Source organism: Polynucleobacter rarus, from assembly GCF_003072505.1.
GTDB classification, from domain to species: domain Bacteria; phylum Pseudomonadota; class Gammaproteobacteria; order Burkholderiales; family Burkholderiaceae; genus Polynucleobacter; species Polynucleobacter rarus.
The window spans coordinates 1,070,963-1,090,258 of sequence record NZ_NTGB01000001.1 but is presented as its reverse complement, the minus strand read 5'-3'; the positions used below and the strand labels follow the sequence as shown (position 1 = coordinate 1,090,258).

Annotated in this window: 18 protein-coding genes and 1 tRNA gene; 7 read left to right on the top strand and 12 right to left on the bottom strand. The window is 38.5% G+C overall.

Going from position 1 to position 19,296, the window contains the following annotated elements; translation table 11 throughout:
• The first annotated feature begins 75 nt into the window (after window positions 1-75).
• The gene (ygfZ, locus tag AOC35_RS05090; protein ID WP_108646064.1) at window positions 76-987 is read left to right on the top strand and encodes a CAF17-like 4Fe-4S cluster assembly/insertion protein YgfZ; all 912 of its coding nucleotides are present in this window, start codon (window positions 76-78) and stop codon (window positions 985-987) included.
• A 13-nt stretch (window positions 988-1,000) separates the two neighbouring features.
• Window positions 1,001-1,849: an NRDE family protein gene (locus AOC35_RS05085; RefSeq protein WP_108646063.1), complete on the top strand. Its 849-nt coding sequence runs from the start codon at window positions 1,001-1,003 to the stop codon at window positions 1,847-1,849.
• On the opposite strand, the gene AOC35_RS05080 is transcribed toward AOC35_RS05085, so the two are convergent.
• The gene (locus tag AOC35_RS05080) at window positions 1,846-2,319 is read right to left on the bottom strand and encodes a PaaI family thioesterase (RefSeq protein ID WP_108646062.1); all 474 of its coding nucleotides are present in this window, start codon (window positions 2,317-2,319) and stop codon (window positions 1,846-1,848) included. The two genes, AOC35_RS05085 and AOC35_RS05080, sit on opposite strands and share 4 nt — an antisense overlap.
• 186 nt (window positions 2,320-2,505) lie before the next feature.
• On the opposite strand from AOC35_RS05080, the gene msrB reads away from it, so the two are divergent.
• From msrB to AOC35_RS05060, 4 genes are read left to right on the top strand one after another with little or no spacing between them, the layout of a single operon-like run.
• The gene (gene msrB, locus AOC35_RS05075; protein ID WP_108646061.1) at window positions 2,506-2,895 is read left to right on the top strand and encodes a peptide-methionine (R)-S-oxide reductase MsrB; all 390 of its coding nucleotides are present in this window, start codon (window positions 2,506-2,508) and stop codon (window positions 2,893-2,895) included.
• Entirely contained in the window at window positions 2,895-3,455 is a 561-nt protein-coding gene (locus tag AOC35_RS05070) for a septation protein A (protein WP_211307477.1), read from the top strand. The genes msrB and AOC35_RS05070 overlap by 1 nt, the downstream gene beginning before the upstream one ends.
• 8 nt (window positions 3,456-3,463) lie before the next feature.
• Complete coding sequence (locus AOC35_RS05065) at window positions 3,464-3,733, top strand: BolA family protein (protein ID WP_108646060.1); 270 nt, start codon at window positions 3,464-3,466, stop codon at window positions 3,731-3,733.
• Window positions 3,730-4,518 carry a peptidylprolyl isomerase gene (locus tag AOC35_RS05060; RefSeq protein ID WP_108646059.1) on the top strand — a complete coding sequence of 263 codons (789 nt, stop codon included), beginning with the start codon at window positions 3,730-3,732 and terminating at the stop codon, window positions 4,516-4,518. The genes AOC35_RS05065 and AOC35_RS05060 overlap by 4 nt, the downstream gene beginning before the upstream one ends.
• A 31-nt stretch (window positions 4,519-4,549) precedes the next feature.
• On the opposite strand, the gene AOC35_RS05055 is transcribed toward AOC35_RS05060, so the two are convergent.
• Genes AOC35_RS05055 through AOC35_RS05025 form a run of 7 tightly spaced genes read right to left on the bottom strand, consistent with a single transcriptional unit; the run spans window position 4,550 to window position 12,987 of the window.
• Window positions 4,550-5,332, bottom strand: a complete 783-nt coding sequence (locus AOC35_RS05055; RefSeq protein ID WP_245898433.1) for a spermine/spermidine synthase domain-containing protein — start codon at window positions 5,330-5,332, stop codon at window positions 4,550-4,552.
• Window positions 5,329-9,318, bottom strand: coding sequence for a phosphoribosylformylglycinamidine synthase (purL, locus tag AOC35_RS05050; RefSeq protein WP_108646058.1), 3,990 nt, complete (start codon window positions 9,316-9,318; stop codon window positions 5,329-5,331). Before purL ends, AOC35_RS05055 begins: the two co-directional genes overlap by 4 nt.
• Window positions 9,319-9,352: 34 nt before the next feature.
• Entirely contained in the window at window positions 9,353-9,853 is a 501-nt protein-coding gene (locus AOC35_RS05045; RefSeq protein ID WP_108646057.1) for a TPM domain-containing protein, read from the bottom strand.
• On the bottom strand, window positions 9,853-10,752 hold the full coding sequence (locus AOC35_RS05040; RefSeq protein WP_108646056.1) for a TPM domain-containing protein: 900 nt from the start codon (window positions 10,750-10,752) through the stop codon (window positions 9,853-9,855). The genes AOC35_RS05045 and AOC35_RS05040 overlap by 1 nt, the downstream gene beginning before the upstream one ends.
• A gap of 3 nt (window positions 10,753-10,755) precedes the next feature.
• Window positions 10,756-11,364, bottom strand: a complete 609-nt coding sequence (locus AOC35_RS05035; protein ID WP_108646055.1) for a LemA family protein — start codon at window positions 11,362-11,364, stop codon at window positions 10,756-10,758.
• Window positions 11,365-11,414: 50 nt separating this feature from the next.
• The gene (locus AOC35_RS05030) at window positions 11,415-12,275 is read right to left on the bottom strand and encodes a hypothetical protein (protein WP_108646054.1); all 861 of its coding nucleotides are present in this window, start codon (window positions 12,273-12,275) and stop codon (window positions 11,415-11,417) included.
• 37 nt (window positions 12,276-12,312) lie between these two features.
• A complete protein-coding gene (locus AOC35_RS05025; RefSeq protein WP_108646053.1) occupies window positions 12,313-12,987 on the bottom strand; it encodes an ABC transporter ATP-binding protein in 675 nt (224 codons plus the stop codon).
• A 37-nt stretch (window positions 12,988-13,024) separates the two neighbouring features.
• Between AOC35_RS05025 and AOC35_RS05020 the strand changes: the two genes are divergently transcribed.
• A complete protein-coding gene (locus AOC35_RS05020) occupies window positions 13,025-13,663 on the top strand; it encodes an arylesterase (protein WP_108646052.1) in 639 nt (212 codons plus the stop codon).
• Between the two features lies 1 nt (window position 13,664).
• Here AOC35_RS05020 and AOC35_RS05015 read toward each other — a convergent pair whose 3' ends face one another.
• The 4 genes from AOC35_RS05015 to clpX form a co-directional block, all read right to left on the bottom strand.
• The gene (locus AOC35_RS05015) at window positions 13,665-15,119 is read right to left on the bottom strand and encodes a peptidylprolyl isomerase (protein WP_108646051.1); all 1,455 of its coding nucleotides are present in this window, start codon (window positions 15,117-15,119) and stop codon (window positions 13,665-13,667) included.
• 45 nt (window positions 15,120-15,164) lie between these two features.
• A tRNA-Val gene (locus AOC35_RS05010) sits at window positions 15,165-15,240 on the bottom strand.
• Window positions 15,241-15,375: 135 nt separating this feature from the next.
• Window positions 15,376-17,787: an endopeptidase La gene (gene lon, locus AOC35_RS05005; RefSeq protein ID WP_108646050.1), complete on the bottom strand. Its 2,412-nt coding sequence runs from the start codon at window positions 17,785-17,787 to the stop codon at window positions 15,376-15,378.
• A gap of 152 nt (window positions 17,788-17,939) precedes the next feature.
• Window positions 17,940-19,289 (bottom strand): ATP-dependent Clp protease ATP-binding subunit ClpX, encoded by a 1,350-nt coding sequence (clpX, locus tag AOC35_RS05000; RefSeq protein WP_108646049.1) that lies wholly within the window; start codon window positions 19,287-19,289, stop codon window positions 17,940-17,942.
• Window positions 19,290-19,296 lie beyond the last annotated feature (7 nt).

The window sequence follows — 19,296 nt, the reverse complement described above, 5'->3', positions numbered from 1 at the left end:
TATCAAGGTATTGACCTTAATTCTTAAGTCTTTATTTAAACACAAACAGCTACCAATCCTTTTTTAAAAGCCCAGATGAATATAAGTAAATTTGCATTGTTGAATGATTTAAAGATCATTCGTGTTCTTGGAGTTGACGCAAAAACCTTTTTGCAAAATTTACTTACCTCAGATGTTCACAAAACGAACACCGCTGTCGGTACCTTATCAGGATTTTGCTCCCCCAAGGGACGGCTGCAGGCTAGTTTTTGGTTGACTAGCCCAACACCTAACGAATTTTTGTTGTGGATAAGTAGTGATATTTCATTCGAGTTCTCTAAAAAACTCTCCATGTACAACTTACGATCGAAGGTTGAAATTCAGTTACTCGATGAATCGTGGAAGATCTATGGAAAGATTCACGATCTTGACTTGGAGCAATCTCCAGAAATTTCTTTTAGATGTGAGTTACCGCTGGTTCAATATTTAGATGTTCAATATCAAAGAACCCTTATTGCTAGTAATCAATTGAACTTAGACGCGCAAGCTATTGATAATAATACAAATTGGCAGCTACTTGAAACAATCAGTGGAATTCCAAGAATCACAAACGGTACAAAAGATCTGTTTGTGCCACAAATGGTTAATTTTGAATCGGTTGGTGGCGTTGATTTTAAAAAGGGGTGTTACCCAGGGCAAGAAATTGTTGCTCGAAGTCAATATTTAGGTACCATCAAAAGAAGATTGATGATTGGTTTCATGACGGCTACTCTTGATTTGGGTCCCCACTTGTTGCCAGGAACCCTCATTTACTCATTTGATGATCCAGAGCAAGAAGTTGGCGTCATCTTGTTATCTGCATTTGATGAAGAAAGACAGGGTTATTTTCTTCAAATTGAAGTAATGCTAAACTTTGTAGATAAAGTTTTAATGATTCGTAATGATGCATTTGGCTTATTACAAATTACTGAAATCTTTAATCCCCCTTATCCACTGTTAGAGATTTAGTCCCAAAGATTGTATGTGTTTAATTTTATTTGCTTGGAATTCTCATCCTGAATATTCATTGGTAGTAGCTGCCAATCGAGATGAGTTTTATGAAAGACCCACTCATCCTATTGGCTATTGGAGTGACGCACCTCATATTTTAGGTTCAAGAGATGCTGCTGATGTTTTAGGTATTCCAGGTACCGCATTGGGTTTATCTATGCAGGGTAAATTTGCCGCTGTCACCAATATTCGTGCGCCTAGTGAAAAAAATCCTGAAATGCGCACTCGTGGTGAGCTGACCGCTAAGTTTTTGACACACGCGAATAGTACTCAAGATTTTATTGCGCAAAATGAAAAGTCCTTTTTGCAATATAACGGGTTTAATTTACTGCTAGGTGATATTTCACTGGGCGAGAAAAGTCATTTGAGTTGGTTGAGTAATCGACTCCTCGTCGGTGGCAAAATTAGACATAGAAAAGTAATGAATCCAGTTCCCGTGAACCCCGGCGTTTACGGCTTATCCAACGCAATGCTAGACACACCTTGGCCAAAGGTTCGCAGTGGAGTAGCCTCCTTTGCTCAAGCATTGGCAATGGATACAGGTAAATTGAATCATCCTGAACATTATTTTCGCTTATTAAAAAATGACAACCGTCCTGGCGACGATGAACTTCCATCAACTGGCGTGAATATCGAATGGGAAAGAGCCCTCTCACCTATTTTCATTAAAACTGAAAATTATGGAACGCGCTCAAGCTCTTTACTTAGAGTAAGAAAAGACGGTACTTTTCAGATGATAGAGCGAACTTATGATGCTCAATCGAATGAAGAAACATCAATTTTTGAAGGTCAATTTAGTCAATCGACGCAAACAAACTAAATTGATAGTTGATCCTCTTTAACAACTCTTGCACCATTGGCATCTCTACTCGCCATTTTTTTAAAGTATTTGAAGGTGCCGGTTGCTAAGCAACAAACTTTATTGTTTTCATCGTAGACTTTCGCTTCACAAAAAGCCATCGTGACAGAGCGTTGTACGATATTTCCCACAACTCTGATAGTTCCCGTCGGAGTCAACATAAACATATTCTTTAATTCAATGGTAACCACACTTCGATCATCAGGATCCCCCGCCCTAGCTGCGATTGCCATCGCCGCATCGGCTAATGTTAACAACGCTCCACCGTGTACGGTTCCCCAGGTATTCAAATGCTTTTCTTCGATCGAAAGACTAACAACGCCCTCACCTTCCGACATTTTATTCAGCTTTACACCTAATAATTTTAAAAATGGTACTTCTATATCTATTGGGTTGTGAGTAGTTTCGTTAGAACCGATAGTGCTTGTCATTTTGGCTGATATCTCAATTTAAAAAGTTCTTTATTTTAACGTTCTTATTATGAACGCTGTTTCTTCTGAAACATGTATGGATTCATATTTAAACAGTATCCTTTAAATATCCCTCTTGTTGAAATTTCAACCTACACGAAAACTAATATAATGACAAAGTCTTTCATCAACTTAATGAGTTTTACTATGTCAAAGAAATTGAATGAGCAATACAAAGCAGAATTAAGTCCTATTGAGTATGCAGTTACAAGAGAAGCCGCTACAGAAAGACCATTTACGGGCAAATACTGGGACTTTTGGAGCAAGGGAACTTATCATTGTATTTGCTGTGGCACTCCTTTGTTTGAGTCCGAGGCTAAATTTGACGCTGGATGTGGCTGGCCAAGTTTTTTTGTGCCAAAAGAGCATGCTCCTATTGAGGAAATTAGAGATAATTCACATGGAATGATCAGAACGGAAGTGCGTTGCAAATCTTGCGATGCACATTTAGGGCATGTTTTTGAAGATGGACCCGAACCAACCGGTTTACGTTACTGCATTAATTCAGCCTCACTCAAATTTGATTCGAATGATTAATGATTAAATTACTATTAGAAATCCTCCCTATTGCTGCATTTTTTGTGGCGTTCAAGTTATTTGATATTTTTATTGCTACGGCAGTGGCGATGATTATCAGCCTTTTGCAAATTTTTTGGCTTAAATATCAAAAACAAGACGTCCCTAAAATGCAGTGGTTTAATTTAATCATCATTATGGTTTTTGGTGGCCTAACCCTAGTTCTTCATGACAAAAGTTTCATCATGGTGAAGCCGACGATTTTATATTGGTCTTTTGCTTCAGTTTTGGCGATAAGTTGGTTTGGATTTAAGAAAAATTTAATTAAAGCTGTTCTCGGTAAAGAGATTTCACTTCGACCAGAAGTTGAAAATGCAGTATGGTTTAAGCTGAACTTAGGATGGGTAATTTACTTTACTATTTTAGGTTTTCTCAATTTATGGATTGCCCATCATTTTTCTGAAGAAACCTGGGCTGACTTTAAGCTGTCAACCATTGGACTATTATTCATTTTTGTTATCTGCCAAGGAGTCTGGTTAAATAAGTACATTGATCACGATTCAACTAAATCCCCTTCCTAATTATTCCTATGCACCCAGACATTGAGCGTTACCTTACAGCCTTGGCCAAACTTCAACCCACCGCAATTGAATTTCTCGATGATTCTGCTGATCATGCTGGGCACTCAGGTCATCATGGCGATGGCCCAAGTCATTTGACACTAAACATTACAAGTGAAGTATTTGGCGGATTAAACCGAGTCTCACGGCACCGCCTAGTGTATGATATCCTCAAAGATTGGATGCCAAATCCAATCCACGCTCTAGTTATTAACGCAAAAACCCCAACTGAAAAATGAAAATTATATTAAAAACTACTATCGCTATTTGCTTACTCGGTTCTTACACACTAGTTAACGCTCAAAATGCAGCTGTCGTCAATGGCAAACCCATTTCTTCTGCCAAATTAAATCGTTTAATTGAACAGTCTGGCCAACCTAACTCTCCTGAATTACGTGAAAAAGCACGTGATATTTTGATTACTAAAGAATTAGTCTTACAAGAAGCTGATAAGAGAGGAATTACGAAAAGCCCTGAAATTCAAGAAGCAATTGAACAGGCTCAATTATCTGTTTTAGTATCCGCAGTCTTTGAAGACTTTGTATCTAAAGAAGGTATTTCAGATGCAGAATTACAGCCCGTCTATGAATCAATGAAAAGTCAAATGGGTGGCAAGGAATATAAAACCCGCCATATTCTAGTCAGCGAAGAAAAATTAGCCAAATCTCTTTTAGCCAAGATTAAAGGAGGTGCTAGCTTTGCCGAATTAGCAAAAGCAAACTCTAAAGATCCCGGATCTGCAGTAAAAGGTGGTGATTTAGATTGGGTATCAGCCAATAGTTTGGTTCCTGAATTTTCTAAAGTGATGACTACTTTGTCAGCCGGTCAATTAGCTCCAGAGCCCGTTAAAACAGAATTCGGCTGGCACATCATTCAAGTGGATGAAATTAGAGAAACACCGATTCCAACCTTGGCTGAAGTAAAGCCAAAGTTAGTTCAAATGCTAACTCAAGATCAAAATTGGCAGAAAGCTAAATTTGCTGAAATGATGGAAAAATTTAAATCTAAAGCAAAAATTCAGTAAAGAATTTAGTTTGTTTAGACAAAAAACCTTTCTAAATAGAAAGGTTTTTTTTCGGCTGAAGATTGTTTCCCTTAATGGACTCAACCCATCCTTCAGTTGGTAATTTCCAACACTTTTGAACATCCACTGCCCGGCGCTCTAAGTCATCCCAAGATACTTCAAGATGTGGGCCTTTAAAGGCAATGGCCACGACATTGTTATCGTGGACTTCTTTAAATAACAATACCCGATTATCGAAAGCGTCGCACAAGTTATTAATATTTTTTTTGTAACTGGAGTGTCGACTAAATAGGTTTACGGTTAAAACACCTGGTCCTTTGAGTACATCAAAACATCCTTGATAAAAGGACTTAGAACTTAAGGAGGGGCCAGAGGCTTCGCCATTAAATAGATCAACTGCTAGGACATCAAATTGATCATGGTTTTTCTGGTTCTGAACAAAATCTAGTGCGTCGGCCTGTAGAATCAACAATCGTTGGTCCATGGTGTTTAGTCCGAACATGGATTGTGCAGCAACGATCACAGATGGATTGAGTTCAACTGCAGTCGCTTTAATTGTACGATCAAGACTAAGAGAAAACTTGGTAATTGAACCTGTCCCTAAACCTAGTTGCAAAGTATTAAATGAGGGATTTGGCTCTAAAAATAGCAACCAAGCCATCATTTGTTGAGCATACTCTAACTCTAGCAAATCGGGTTTTTTAATCCGCATCGCTCCCTGAATCCAAGGTGTGCCAAGATGTAAATAACGAACTCCGTCAATTTCAGAAAACGTGACAGGTTCAAATCGATGCTTAATTTTTTTCTTTTTCAATTGATCGCTTTTCTTGCATTTCTAAACATCCGCATCCATGGACTTAAACCGTCCTGGAAGTCGGCCCAAGAAGACGGGGCCCAACTCATTTGCGCCGTTCTAAAGACACGCTCAGGATGAGGCATTAAGATTGAGAATCGACCATTCTCAGAAGTCACTCCAGTAATTCCATCTACAGAGCCATTTGGATTGAATGGATAAGTCAGAGTAGGTTTACCCTGATGATCAACATAACGCATAGTCATTAATTGTTGATCTTTTAAACTTTGTAAAGAACCCTTCTCACTGAAATTGGCATAACCCTCTCCATGAGCAACAATAATTGGCAATTGGCTTCCTGCCATACCAGAGAAAAAGAGACTCTTTGATTCTAGAATTTCAACTTGCACTAAGCGAGACTCATACTGCTCGGAAACATTGCGCGTAAATTTCGGCCAAGCCTGCGAACCTGGAATGATTGGAGACAAATTACTCATCATTTGGCAACCATTACAAACTCCAAGAGCGAAGGTTTCACTTTGATTAAAAAAGGCTTCAAACGAATCTCTCAAACTAGGATTGAAAAGGATGGTACTGGCCCAGCCCTCACCCGCTCCCAATACATCACCGTAACTAAATCCTCCACAAGCAATAAATCCTTGAAATTGATCTAGAGTTAACCGACCTGAGATTAAGTCTGTCATATGGACGTCAATCGATTCAAAGCCAGCTAGGCTCACTGCTCTTGCCATTTCGATATGAGAATTAACACCTTGCTCTCTTAAAATAGCTACCTTCGGTTTTAAATTCAAGGATAAATAGGGGGCTGCTGGATTCTCATTCGGATCGAAAGTAAGTATCGGTGAAATACCAGGATCAGTACGATCATTTACGATATTTTTCTCTGATGCAGCGCATTCAGGATTGTCCCGCAGTGAGGCAATGATTGAGCTATTTTGTTCCCATAGCGTTTGTAATTCAATACGAGATTTTTGGAAAACAATTTTGGCATCACGCCAAATTTCAATTGCATCAGAAGTGTTGATTTTTGCAATGACGTGAGAGTTGGCGCTCAATCCGAATTTACGCAAGTTTGCAAATACTTGATCACGTTGTTGACGTTGAATCTGAATGACTACGCCCAACTCTTCGTTAAATAATGCTTTGATGGTACTTTCATCACGTCGGCCAGAAATCTGTGATGCCCAATTCTTGGCATCACCATAATCTGATTCATGCCCTTTTTCCATCACAAGTAAATCAATATTAATGGACAAACCTACTCTTGAACAAAATGCCATTTCACACAAGGAGGCAAATAAACCACCATCTGAACGATCATGATAAGCCAGGATTAACTGCTCATTTTTTAAAGCTGTGAGGGCTTCGGTAAACCGAATTAATAAATCGGGAGATGCCAGATCTGGACAGTTTGAGTCTTCTTGATTAGTAATTTGAGAAAGAACACTGCCTCCCATCCGATTTTCTTGAAGGCCTAAATCGATAAAGATGAGTTCAGTATCTGGATTTTTTTGCAATAAAGGCGTTAATGTTTTGCGCACATCAGATACTGGTGCAAAGGCCGAAATAATGAGTGATACAGGAGAGGTTACACTCTTTTTTTGATCATCAGCTTGCCATTGTGAACGCATCGATAAAGAATCTTTGCCTACCGGTATAGAAATACCTAAAGCAGGACATAGTTCCATACCCACAGCTTTAACTGCTTCATATAATTTAACATCTTCCCCTTCGGTGCCACAGGCGGCCATCCAATTTGCAGAAAGTTTCAAATGAGAAATTGATGCAATATTAGCACTCAATATATTCGTTACCGCCTCACTAACCGCCATTCTTGCGGCTGCTGCGGAGTTATAAATGGCAATCGGAGATCTTTCCCCCATGGCCATCGCTTCGCCTTGATAACCTTGATAGTCCATCATCGTGACGGCACAATCTGCCACTGGAACTTGCCATGGACCAATCATTTGATCACGATGGGTTAACCCTCCAACAGATCTATCTCCAATCGTGATTAGAAAAGACTTACTCGCAACGGTAGGATGAGAAATTACAGAGTGAATCGCATCACCTAAGGCAATTAAACTCCAATCCGAAGCGTGTTGTGGAATGATTGGAGACTTAACATCTCGGTGGGTCAATGGAGGTTTGCCCAAAAGAACTTCCATTGGAATATTAATCGGAGTGAACTGACTATCTGTTGACTGATATTTAGTATCTTTCAGAAGTAATTGACGCTCTTGAGTAGTTTTGCCAACCACGGAAAATGGACAACGTTCTCTTGCACAAATCTCTGAAAAAAGAGCAAGGCTCTCTTCTTTGATTGCTAGGACATAACGTTCTTGCGATTCGTTACACCACATTTCAGCAGGACTTAAGCCCGACTCCTCAATTGGAATCTTGCGCATGTCAAAAATCGCGCCGAGCCCTGCACCATCTGCAAGTTCAGGAAATGCATTGGATAGGCCTCCTGCCCCCACATCATGGATAGATACAATCGGATTATTTTCCCCCATATGAATACAGGAGTTAATGACTTCTTGAGCACGACGTTCAATTTCAGGGTTACCACGTTGTACAGAATTAAAATCTAAATCACTTGCATTCGTGCCAGTAGTCATGGAGCTTGCTGCGCCTCCACCCATACCGATTTTCATGCCAGGTCCACCCAATTGAATGAATAAATCACCACTGGTAATTTCTTTTTTATGGGTATGAATATCATCAATGGAACCAATCCCACCAGCAATCATAATCGGCTTATGGTAGCCCCATCTCTTACCGTGAATAGTTTGTTCGAAGACTCTGAAGTAACCACCTAAAATTGGTCTTCCAAACTCATTATTAAATGCTGCCCCGCCGATTGGACCATTAATCATGATCTCAAGTGGGTTTGCGATTAAGTCAGGTTTACCAAAGGATGGCAGTTCCCAAGCGTTGGTAAAGTTAGGGATTTGTAAATTGGAGACAGAGAAACCAGTTAAACCTGCTTTGGGTCGACCGCCAATACCTGTTGCACCCTCATCTCTAATTTCTCCACCAGCTCCTGTTGAAGCACCTGGAAATGGGGAAATTGCGGTTGGATGATTATGGGTTTCTACCTTCATTAAGGTATGAATTAAGCGAGATTTTTCTTCATACACTTTTGTTTCAGGATTGGGAGAATATACCTGGCTTTCGACACCCTCCATAATGGCGGAGTTATCAGAGTAGGCAACAATGGTTCCAGTTGGATGTAATTGGTGCGTATTACGAATCATGCTAAACAGGGATTTTTCCTGTGGAACACCATCAATGGTCCAGCTAGCATTAAAAATTTTGTGTCGACAATGCTCACTATTTGCTTGCGCAAACATAATCAGTTCTACATCGGTAGGGTTTCTTTTTAGGAGCTGGAAATTTTCATCCAAATAATCTATTTCATCTACCGACAATGCCAACCCCAACTCAGTATTTGCTTTGATTAAGGCTTCTTTACCTTCCGTAAATAAAGCAATTTCATGAAATGGCTTATCTGGTAAAACTTGATATAAAGTCTCTATTTGAGCCAATTCATCAAAAACCGATTCTGTCATTCGGTCATGGGTCAAACGATACAAACTCATCAATTGTTCTGCTGTTAATTCCTTGCTAGTTTCGTAGGTAAAACAAATTCCTCGCTCTAAACGAAGGGGATCAATTTGACAAATTTTTGCGATATCAGTAGCTTTACTTGCCCATGGAGAGATGGTCCCAAGTCTTGGCGTAATAAAAAACGACTTTTGTTTTTTATTTTTTACAAACAACTCCTCTTTAGGACTTTTTAATAAACTCTTTAATTGGTTCAAGGTGTCTTCAGAAACATCACCTTCGGTCCAAATAAAAAACTGATATTGAGATTCGATTGATTTAATCGGTAATTGATTTGCTTTAAAAGAATCAAGAAGTTGAATTTTTCTAAAGTTGGAGAGAGCAATAGCTCCGGGTAAATGATGAAATTTAGGCATTTGTTAATTATACGAAATGCGCAAAGTAAAAGGTTTAAATTAAGATAGGTTCATCAGAAAGTTCATTGGGTGTAATCTCAGAAGCTGGATAAAATTTACGTAAGATTTGATCAATTTCATGGATACCTGTTAAAACACCCTCCTCAAAATCACTGTTTTTAAGGTGTAATTCCATCTTTTCACACACTTTTTTCCAGAATTCATCCCCTACCTTTTGGTGAACTCCACGATCGGCAATAATCTCAAATGCATGGTCTGCCATCAATAAATAAATCAAGACACCATTGTTGTTTTCTGTATCCCATATTTTTTGTAAGGAAAACACCTCAATAGCTCTTTCACGGCTAGATTGTTGATGCCATATGGCATAAGGTGATAAGGTGGTTTCAATAACAACTCTAATTTGACCAGAGTGACCAATTTCACTCTCTGCAATCCGATCTTCAATCAGTTGAAGTCCAGACGAGGGAAAGTACTTTTTCGTTTGTCTAGTGGTTGCAAATAAATGTTTAAATAATCGTGAAAAATGAATCATCACCAACTCCCAGAAGAACCACCACCACCAAAACCACCACCTCTTCCGCCTCCGAAACCACCACCGCCGCCGCTAAATCCTCCACCCCCACTAAATCCTCCAAAGCCTCCTAGGCCTCTACCACCCAGTCCACCCATCAGGGTTGCAAAAAATCCAATTACCGCAGCAATAATTGCAATCCCAATAGTACCGGTAATTAACCAAGCCAAAATACCCGTAATTCCGGCAGTTAAACCACCACCGAGTAAATTACCGAGAAGTTTTTTCAAAATAGAACCAACAAAAATTGCCACCATAAAGGCAATCATCAGTACGCCTTCAAAACCATCGTTCTGAGAATTTGCGGAGGCGTTGTTTGCTGGTGGTGGTAAAGCTTCACCATTAATAATTTGCATCGATTTAGCAAGGCCAGAAATAATACCCTCGTAAAACATGCCTTGTTTAAAGAAAGGGGTCATCACTTCACTAATGATTCTTTTCGTAGTCACATCTGTAAGGGCTCCTTCTAGACCGTAACCTACTTCAAAGCGTAACTTTCGATCATTCTTGGCAATAATCAGTAAAAGACCATCATCAACCTTCTTACGTCCAAGCTTCCATTGATCGACTACTCGAATTGAAAATTGCTCAATAGCTTCTGGTTGTGTAGTTGGAATAATTAATACAGCAATTTGCGTTCCACGTGACTTTTCGTAAGCATTTAATTGATTTTCTAGGCTACTTTTTTGCTCAGGCGTTAAGGTATTAGTTAAGTCCGTTACTGAGCTGGTTAATGGAGGAACTGCAATCAGTCCATCCACAGCATCATTGGTTTTACTATTACAAACCAATGTTGAAAAGAGTAAAACGAGAAGGAGCGTCCATTTGGAAAAAACAGACGCTACCAGGGTGTTATTCATTTTTTACTTCGAAGAATTAAAGTCAACGGTTGGCGCCTTCGAAATAGCTGCTTCATTTTCAACCGTAAAATTAGGTTTAGCTTTGTAACCAAAAATCATTGCCGTCAAATTATTCGGGAAAGTTCTAACATTCACGTTGTATTCCTGAACAGACTTAATGTACCGATTTCTAGCAACCGTAATGCGATTTTCAGTGCCTTCTAATTGAGCAGAAAGATCTCTAAAATTCGCATCTGACTTTAATTGAGGATAGTTTTCTGAAACGACCATCAAACGAGACAAGCTACCTTTTAATTCGTTTTGGGCGGATAAGAATTTCTTGAAAGCCTCTGGATCATTCACCAGTTCAGGACTTGCTTGAATAGTACCAACCTTCGCCCTTGCTTCCGTCACTTGCGTTAGGACATCCTTTTCCTGTGTAGCATAACCTTTGACGGTATTAACTAAATTAGGGATCAGGTCAGACCTTCTTTGATATTGATTGATTACCTCAGCCCAATCAGCTTTAATTTGCTCATCAGATGACTGAAAACTATTGTAGCCACAACCAGATAAAACAGATGTCATCAATAACGTGAGGCTTAAAGCACGTAATGTTTGAATTAAGTTCATATTTCGTTCCTTTTAAATATTAAAAACTAAGGTTATAAAAAGCTTTGCGATTAATCTTTTTTTAGACACTCACTCATAAACTCAGAGAAATCAGCTTTTACTCTACCAGCACCTCTTTTTGAACATTCTTTCATTTTTAAATTCTGTGAAGTCAATTGTTTGCCATTTTTATCAAGGTCGTTTGGGCCAGGTACTAACTCACCAATCTCTCTTCTGGCAGCAGCACCTTCTGCAGCAGCTTTGCCTTTTGGTTCTGCAGTAACTTTTTTATCGCTGGAACTTGACTTCGTTGCAGGCGCCTCTTTAGGAAGTGACTTTTCTTCTGCTAGACGTTCTTTCTTTTGTGGGGCAGTTTCTTTAACTGATTTTTCAGCTTTTGCATCATTTGCTGGAGCAGTTGGCTTCTCATTTACCTTCTCAGTTGCTTCAACTTTCTTTTCTTCTGCTAAGCGTTCCTTCTTTTGAGCTGCGGTTTCCTTAGCTGGTTTTTCAGTTTTCACATCGGCTGAAGTGGCTGTAATACTAGCTGTTTTTTCTTCAGCTTTAGCTTTCTTTTCTTCTGCCAAGCGCTCCTTCTTTTGCGCTGCGGTTTCTTTAGCTGGTTTTTCCGCTTTCACATCGGCTGTTGTACTAGCTGTTTTCTCTTCAGCTTTTGCTTTCTTTTCTTCAGCTAGGCGCTCTTTTTTCTGTGCAGCTGTTTCTTTCGGGGTCTTATCATCTTTAGCGGAAGCCGATGCCTCGGATTTAGCTTTTTTCTCTTCTGCTAGCCTAGCCTTGCGCTCTGCCGCTGTTTCTTTTTTATCTGTTACGGTAGCCTCAGAACTTGAAGTTCCAGAGCTTGCTTGGGCGAAAACTTGTTGTTGATGTGTAAATATAAAGAGTGTGAGTATCAGACCTAAAAGACTTTTCATGATTAATCCCCTGAATCGTGTTAAAAATATTTATTTATTAAACTAATGTACCACTATTTAATTGCAATATCCTGTCGCATTGTTTCGCCAAATCAAGATCATGGGTCACTAAAATAATCGTTGTCTTGAATTTCTCATTTAACTGAAATAACAAATCCGTTACAACACTACCATTTAGTTCATCCAAACTACCCGTTGGCTCATCAACGAATAATATTTCAGGATCATTAATAAAGGCTCTTGCTAATGCAACTCTTTGTTGTTCGCCACCAGATAAAGTATTAGGGTAGGCTTTTACCCGATTACTCAAGCCCACTTTTTCTAATAATAGTTTCGCTTTAATTTCAAAATCACTATTTAATTTGCCCCCAATTTCAATGGGTAGTAATACATTTTCCAAAACGTTTAATTCTGGAATGAGTAAAAAGTTTTGAAATAAAAATCCAACTCGGTTTTTTCGTAGGTTGGCTCTCTCATCCTCATTTAATTCAGAAAGTAATTTCCCAAATAACCTCACTTCACCCGTATAGTCAGAGTCTAAACCCGCTAAAATACTTAGTAAGGTTGTTTTACCCGATCCTGAACTTCCTAAAAAAGCAATTTTTTCTCCAGGTAATATTTCTAAATTGATATCCTTGAGAATTTCAATTTTTCCAGTTCCTTGCTTTACTTCCTTAGCAAGATGTATTGCTGAGATATATGAATTGTTCATGTTTGATAGGATATTAATTTAAGATAAGGTATTAGGGATGTTAAACAGATTTTCATATTCACTCATTGTATTGCTAAGCTTTATTATTCCATCTTCCGAAAATTTTGCCCGAGAAGTTCAGGCAGAAAAATCATCGATTTTGGTACTTGGCGATAGCATTTCAGCAGGTTACGGTGTGATTACGGGTAAAGCTTGGGTTGATTTAGTACAGCAACAAATAATGGCCAAACAATTACCCTTTGCGATGGTTAATGCCAGTATTAGTGGTGACACTTCATCTGGTGGGTTATCACGAATTCGTCCCTTATTAGAAAAGCATCATCCGAAAATTGTGATTCTTGAATTAGGCGCAAATGATACATTGCGGGGATTTCAGATTGAGCAAACTGAGGGTAATCTGCAAAAAATCATCGACCTCAATAAACAATATCAAGCTAAAACAATCTTAGTCGGCATGAAAATTCCGAATAATTACGGTGCAAAATATACCGAAAGCATCGAACAAATGTATCAAAGGCTGGCTAAACGGAATCAATTGGTATTTATCCCGTTTTTACTTGAAAAATTTGCCCTAAAAAGAGAGTTTTTCCAAGACGATGGTATCCATCCTACTACTTTAGCTCAACTAATGATCGCCCAAACCGTAACTGAAAAATTGTTACCAATGTTGAAATAGTTTAGAAGTTAGTTTTTAGATATTTAACCGTTGCACGTTCTTTGATGTTGTCCAAATAAGCAGAAATCTCTGCTTGATTAGTTAAAACACCAATCTGTTGATACTGTTGCAACAAAATATTGGGATTTGACTTTTCACCAGGACGTACTTGATTTATCTTGTAAATTGCAAAACCACTACCAGGAATGTTACTGGAGACTACGAGTGGAAAACTACCCTCTTTGGCATTAAAGATTCTCTCAAATGGCTCACCTGATAAATCTGCAGGACGATTTCTAGAGACCCAAATTGGTTTTGAGAATTCCTTAGAATCCACTTTTTGGATAGGATCTTTTTGTAACTTAGCAAAAACATCCATACCCGTTTTTATTGCTATTTCCTCAGCTTTTTTAAGAGTCACGATCTTTTCAATATCGTTTTTAACCTTGTCAAAAGGAAGGGTTGAAGCTGGGCGACTTTGCTGAACTCGTGCAGCTACTAAAATGCCTGGACTAACTTCAATAGCTTCAATGTTCTTACCTGATTTAATTGCATCCTCTTTAAAAAGTGCCTGTAGTAGTTTTGGCTGATTTAAAGGATGCGTTTTAGGAAGGCTCGTGATACCTGTAGATGTAACATCTGCCATCGTTTCAATTTTTAGCTTAAATGTATCAGCAGTTGCCTTTAGGCCATCAGCTTGTTCATAGACCATATTGGCAAATTGATCTGCTTTTTTGGCGAAGGACGTTTCATCTTCACCTGTTTGCTTGCTTAAAATAATGTATTCGACATCAACTGATGGAATTGATTGAAATTGTGCAGAGTTCGCCTGGTAATAATCAGATAAATCATTCGCTTGAATTTGGACGTTCTTTAAATATTCATTGGAAGTAAAGAACATCGCTTGAACTTCTCTTTCCGAACTCATGGCTGTAATAATTTGGTCAGAAATTTTACTAGAAGTAATCATCTGTCCATTGCCACTTAAAGCATTTTGCAATGAAATATTCATGATTTCACCACGTTTAATTGCTTCAAATTGCGAAACCGTCAAACCATTTCTTTCCAGCAACTGACGATATTGATCTGCATCAATAGAACCATCACTTTTTTTCAGAGCGATAATTTCAGGAAACTTAAGTAACTCTTTTGCCAACATTTCCTGAGATACTTGTAAATTCAAATCCTTAACATCAAAGGCCAATAGTTTTTGCTGAATTAATTGATTAAGTATGGCATTTTTAAACGCCGGAGTTTGGGCAAGGTTTTGATTTGAGCCTAAGCGACTTGATTGACTTTTTACGGCATTATCTAATTCAACTTGAGAAATAGAGAGGCCACCAATCTTAACAATATCACTATCATTCGTTGAAAAGCCCTTGTAACTTTGAATTCCAAAAAAAACAAAAGAAGGAAAAATTAAAACCAGGAGAACTGCTTGTAGAATTTTTTGGTGTTGACGAACGGAATCAAACATAGGGATGAACTTAATTATTTAGTAAATTGATGGAACAAGAATATTTGGTGGGTGCTGACGGGATCGAACCGCCGACATTCTGCGTGTAAGGCAGACGCTCTACCATCTGAGCTAAGCACCCTTGTCTACTGATTGTTAAATTAATTGTAAAAGATTGATGATACATGAACTCGCAATTGCACCAAACTTTTTAATTATTTAATCTTGAGATTGGAATAACTAAGAAAAATATTATACCCCAATCTCAGTCAATAAATCAATGCTTAATCACTCCAGTTTCATCTTTAATTACTGGCGCGTCTTTAGTAATTGCCGCAACCTCTTCTGGAAGTGCTTCCGGTTTTCTTTCTAAGGCTTTTTCAAGTACTTTATCAATCCAACGTACTGGAATTATTTCAATAGAATTTTTAACGTTATCTGGAATCTCTGTCAGATCTTTAACGTTCTCTTCTGGAATCAAGACAACCTTAATGCCACCTCTATGAGCTGCTAACAGTTTTTCTTTAAGACCACCGATTGGTAACACTTCTCCTCTTAGAGTAATCTCACCCGTCATTGCCACATCTGCGCGAACGGGAATACCGGTTAGTATTGAAACTAAAGCAGTTGTAATAGCAATACCTGCGGAAGGACCATCTTTCGGAGTAGCACCCTCTGGAAAGTGAATATGGATATCTTTTTTCTCAAATAGTTCTTCTTTGATCCCTAACTCTCTAGAACGTGATCGCACCACAGAACGAGCAGCTTCGACAGATTCTTTCATGACATCACCAATCGAGCCGGTTCGAGTAATAACTCCTTTACCAGGCATCAATGCAGCTTCAATCGTTAACAAATCTCCACCGACTTCAGTCCAAGCCAACCCGGTCACTTGACCAAGCTGATTTTCTTTACTTGCAAGTCCATAGTCATAACGTTTTACCGATAAGAATTTTTCTAAATTATCTGAATTAACAATAATTGGAGCAAGTTCTGTCTTCAATAAAAGCATTTTTACAACTTTACGACAAATCTTACTAATTTCTCTTTCTAATGAGCGAACTCCAGCTTCACGAGTATAGTAACGAATAATGTCTAAAATTGCTGACTCTTGAACTTCAATTTCATCTTTTCTTAAGCCATTATTTTTGATTTGTTTTTGCAATAAGTATTTCATCGCAATATGCGTCTTTTCATCCTCGGTATAGCCTGATAGTCTAATCACCTCCATACGATCTAGTAACGGAAGAGGAATATTCAAGGAGTTTGAAGTTGCAACAAACATTACATCAGATAAATCAAAATCTACCTCAACATAATGATCTTGAAAAGTATGATTTTGTTCCGGATCTAATACCTCTAACATGGCACTAGCTGGATCACCACGGAAATCAGATCCCATCTTATCGATTTCGTCGAGTAAGAATAATGGATTTCTTACACCTGACTTGGACAGGCTCGATAAAATCTTACCTGGCATAGAGCCAATATAAGTTCTCCGATGTCCACGAATTTCAGATTCATCACGAACACCTCCGAGCGCCATGCGAATAAATTTACGGTTTGTCGCTTTAGCAATGGATTGCCCCAAAGAGGTCTTACCCACGCCTGGAGGACCGACTAAACAAAGGATTGGCGCTTTTACTTTATCAACGCGTTGTTGAACTGCTAGATATTCAAGAATTCGTTCTTTTACCTTATCTAAACCATAATGATCATCATTCAATACATTTTCTGCATTGACTAAATCATTATTCACTTTACTTTTCTTTCTCCAAGGCAAATTAATTAGCGTATCTAAATAATTGCGAACCACCGTTGCCTCAGCTGACATTGGAGACATTAGTTTTAGTTTTTTAAGCTCAGACTCCGCTTTTTTCAAAGCCTCTTTAGGCATCTTTGCAGCGATGATATTTTTTTCTAACTCTTCGAGGTCAGCACCCTCCTCGCCATCACCTAACTCTTTTTGAATGGCTTTTACTTGCTCATTGAGATAATATTCGCGCTGACTTTTTTCCATCTGACGTTTTACACGACCTCTAATCCGTTTTTCAACTTGCAGAATATCAATTTCACTCTCAAGTTGACCTAAAAGACTTTCAAGGCGCTTAATCACATCAGCCATTTCTAAAAGTAGCTGTTTTTGATCAAGCTTAATCGGAAGATGGGCACAAATTGTATCTGCAAGGCGACTAGCATCATCAATACTACTTAAAGAGGCCAATATTTCTTGAGGAATTTTTTTATTAAGTTTTACATATTGATCAAATTGAGCAACGATTGCTCTTTTCAATGCTTCCGTTTCCGATTGATCAACAACTGTCACCGAATGCGGCGTTGCCTCGCAACTAAAGTAACCTAAAGAATCTTCGATATGATTAATCTGGGCACGTTGAGTGCCTTCAACTAACACTTTAACAGTTCCATCAGGGAGCTTGAGCATTTGTAAAATGTTAGCTATGCAACCTACTTCATAGAGGTCAGCAACGGTTGGCTCATCCTTAGAGGCTGTTTTTTGGGCAACGAGAAGAATGCTTTTACCACTTTCCATGGCAGCTTCCAGAGCTTTAATGGATTTTGGTCTGCCAACAAACAAAGGCATAACCATATGTGGAAAAACCACAACGTCCCTTAAAGGTAATAGGGGCAATTGAATAGGTTGAGAAGGTAATAACAAGTTGCCTGGCATTTAAATCTCCAAAAGTCGGATTTTTGTAAAAATATTGAACTTGCTCTATAAAGTATGGTCAAAATTGGGGATTACAAGTATAGAATACACTTTTTTATTGAATATTAAAATTATGGAAGCTTTATTTTGATGCTTTTAATATTAAAAAGAGGCTATGCAACTGAGCTAGCTGATTTGTAAACAATTACCGGATCGCCACCTTCAATACATGGAAGATCAATCACAACTTTTTCCACGTCTTTTTGGGAAGGCAAATCATACATGATATTCAGAAGAGTAGCCTCAACAATCGATCTAAGTCCTCGAGCGCCAGTATTTCGGACCATCGCTTTTTTCGCAATAGCATGAAGGGCCTCATCTCTAAACTCTAAGGCAACTCCCTCGAGATCAAACAAGGCTTGATATTGTTTTACAAGTGCATTTTTTGGTTCGGTTAAGATTTGAATCAACGCCGCTTCATCGAGTTGCGTAAGAGTAGCAGTTACCGGTAGGCGGCCAATTAATTCTGGAATTAAGCCAAACTTAATTAAATCTTCTGGCTCAACATTTTTAATCAACTCACCAAAGTTTTTGACATCTTTGCTTTGAACTTCAGCGTTAAAGCCAATGCCTGTTTTCGTATTACGTTGGTTGATGATCTTTTCAAGTCCATCAAAGGCACCGCCACAAATGAACAAAATATTCGTGGTATCAATTTGTAAGAACTCTTGATTAGGATGTTTTCTACCACCTTGTGGTGGAATCGATGCCATCGTGCCCTCAACTAGCTTCAATAAAGCTTGTTGAACACCCTCACCAGATACGTCTCTAGTAATTGATGGGTTTTCTGACTTACGTGAAATCTTATCAATTTCATCAATGTAAACAATACCCTTTTGGGCTTTTTCTACATCATAATTACAAGCTTGTAACAGTTTTTGTATGATATTTTCTACATCTTCACCAACGTATCCTGCTTCAGTCAGAGTCGTTGCATCAGCCATTACAAAAGGAACATCGAGCATTCTCGCAAGGGATTGCGCTAATAATGTTTTACCTGAGCCTGTTGGACCAATCAATAAAATATTACTTTTGGCTAATTCAACGCCGTTAATCATGGCAGATTTTTTTACAACGGGAGCATCTTTTGAGTCTTTACCATCCTTGGACTCATTTTTTTGCCCTTGAGATGCAGCTATTGGCTTTAGATTATTGAGTCTTTTGTAGTGGTTATAAACCGCTACTGCAAGCGTTTTCTTGGCCTGATTTTGACCAATTACATATTGGTCGAGATTATTTCGAATCTCTTGAGGAGTAGGTAAAGCTTGACTTTGACTACCATTGTTTAGATCGGCATCAGCATTTTTTTTACCGCCCTCAGCAATCACTTCGTTGCATAAAGCAACACATTCATCGCAAATAAAAACTGAAGGTCCAGCAATCATTCGAACAACTTCATCGTGGTTTTTGCCACAGAATGAACAAATTAAATTACTATTTGAATTATTAGATTTGTTACTCATTGAATCG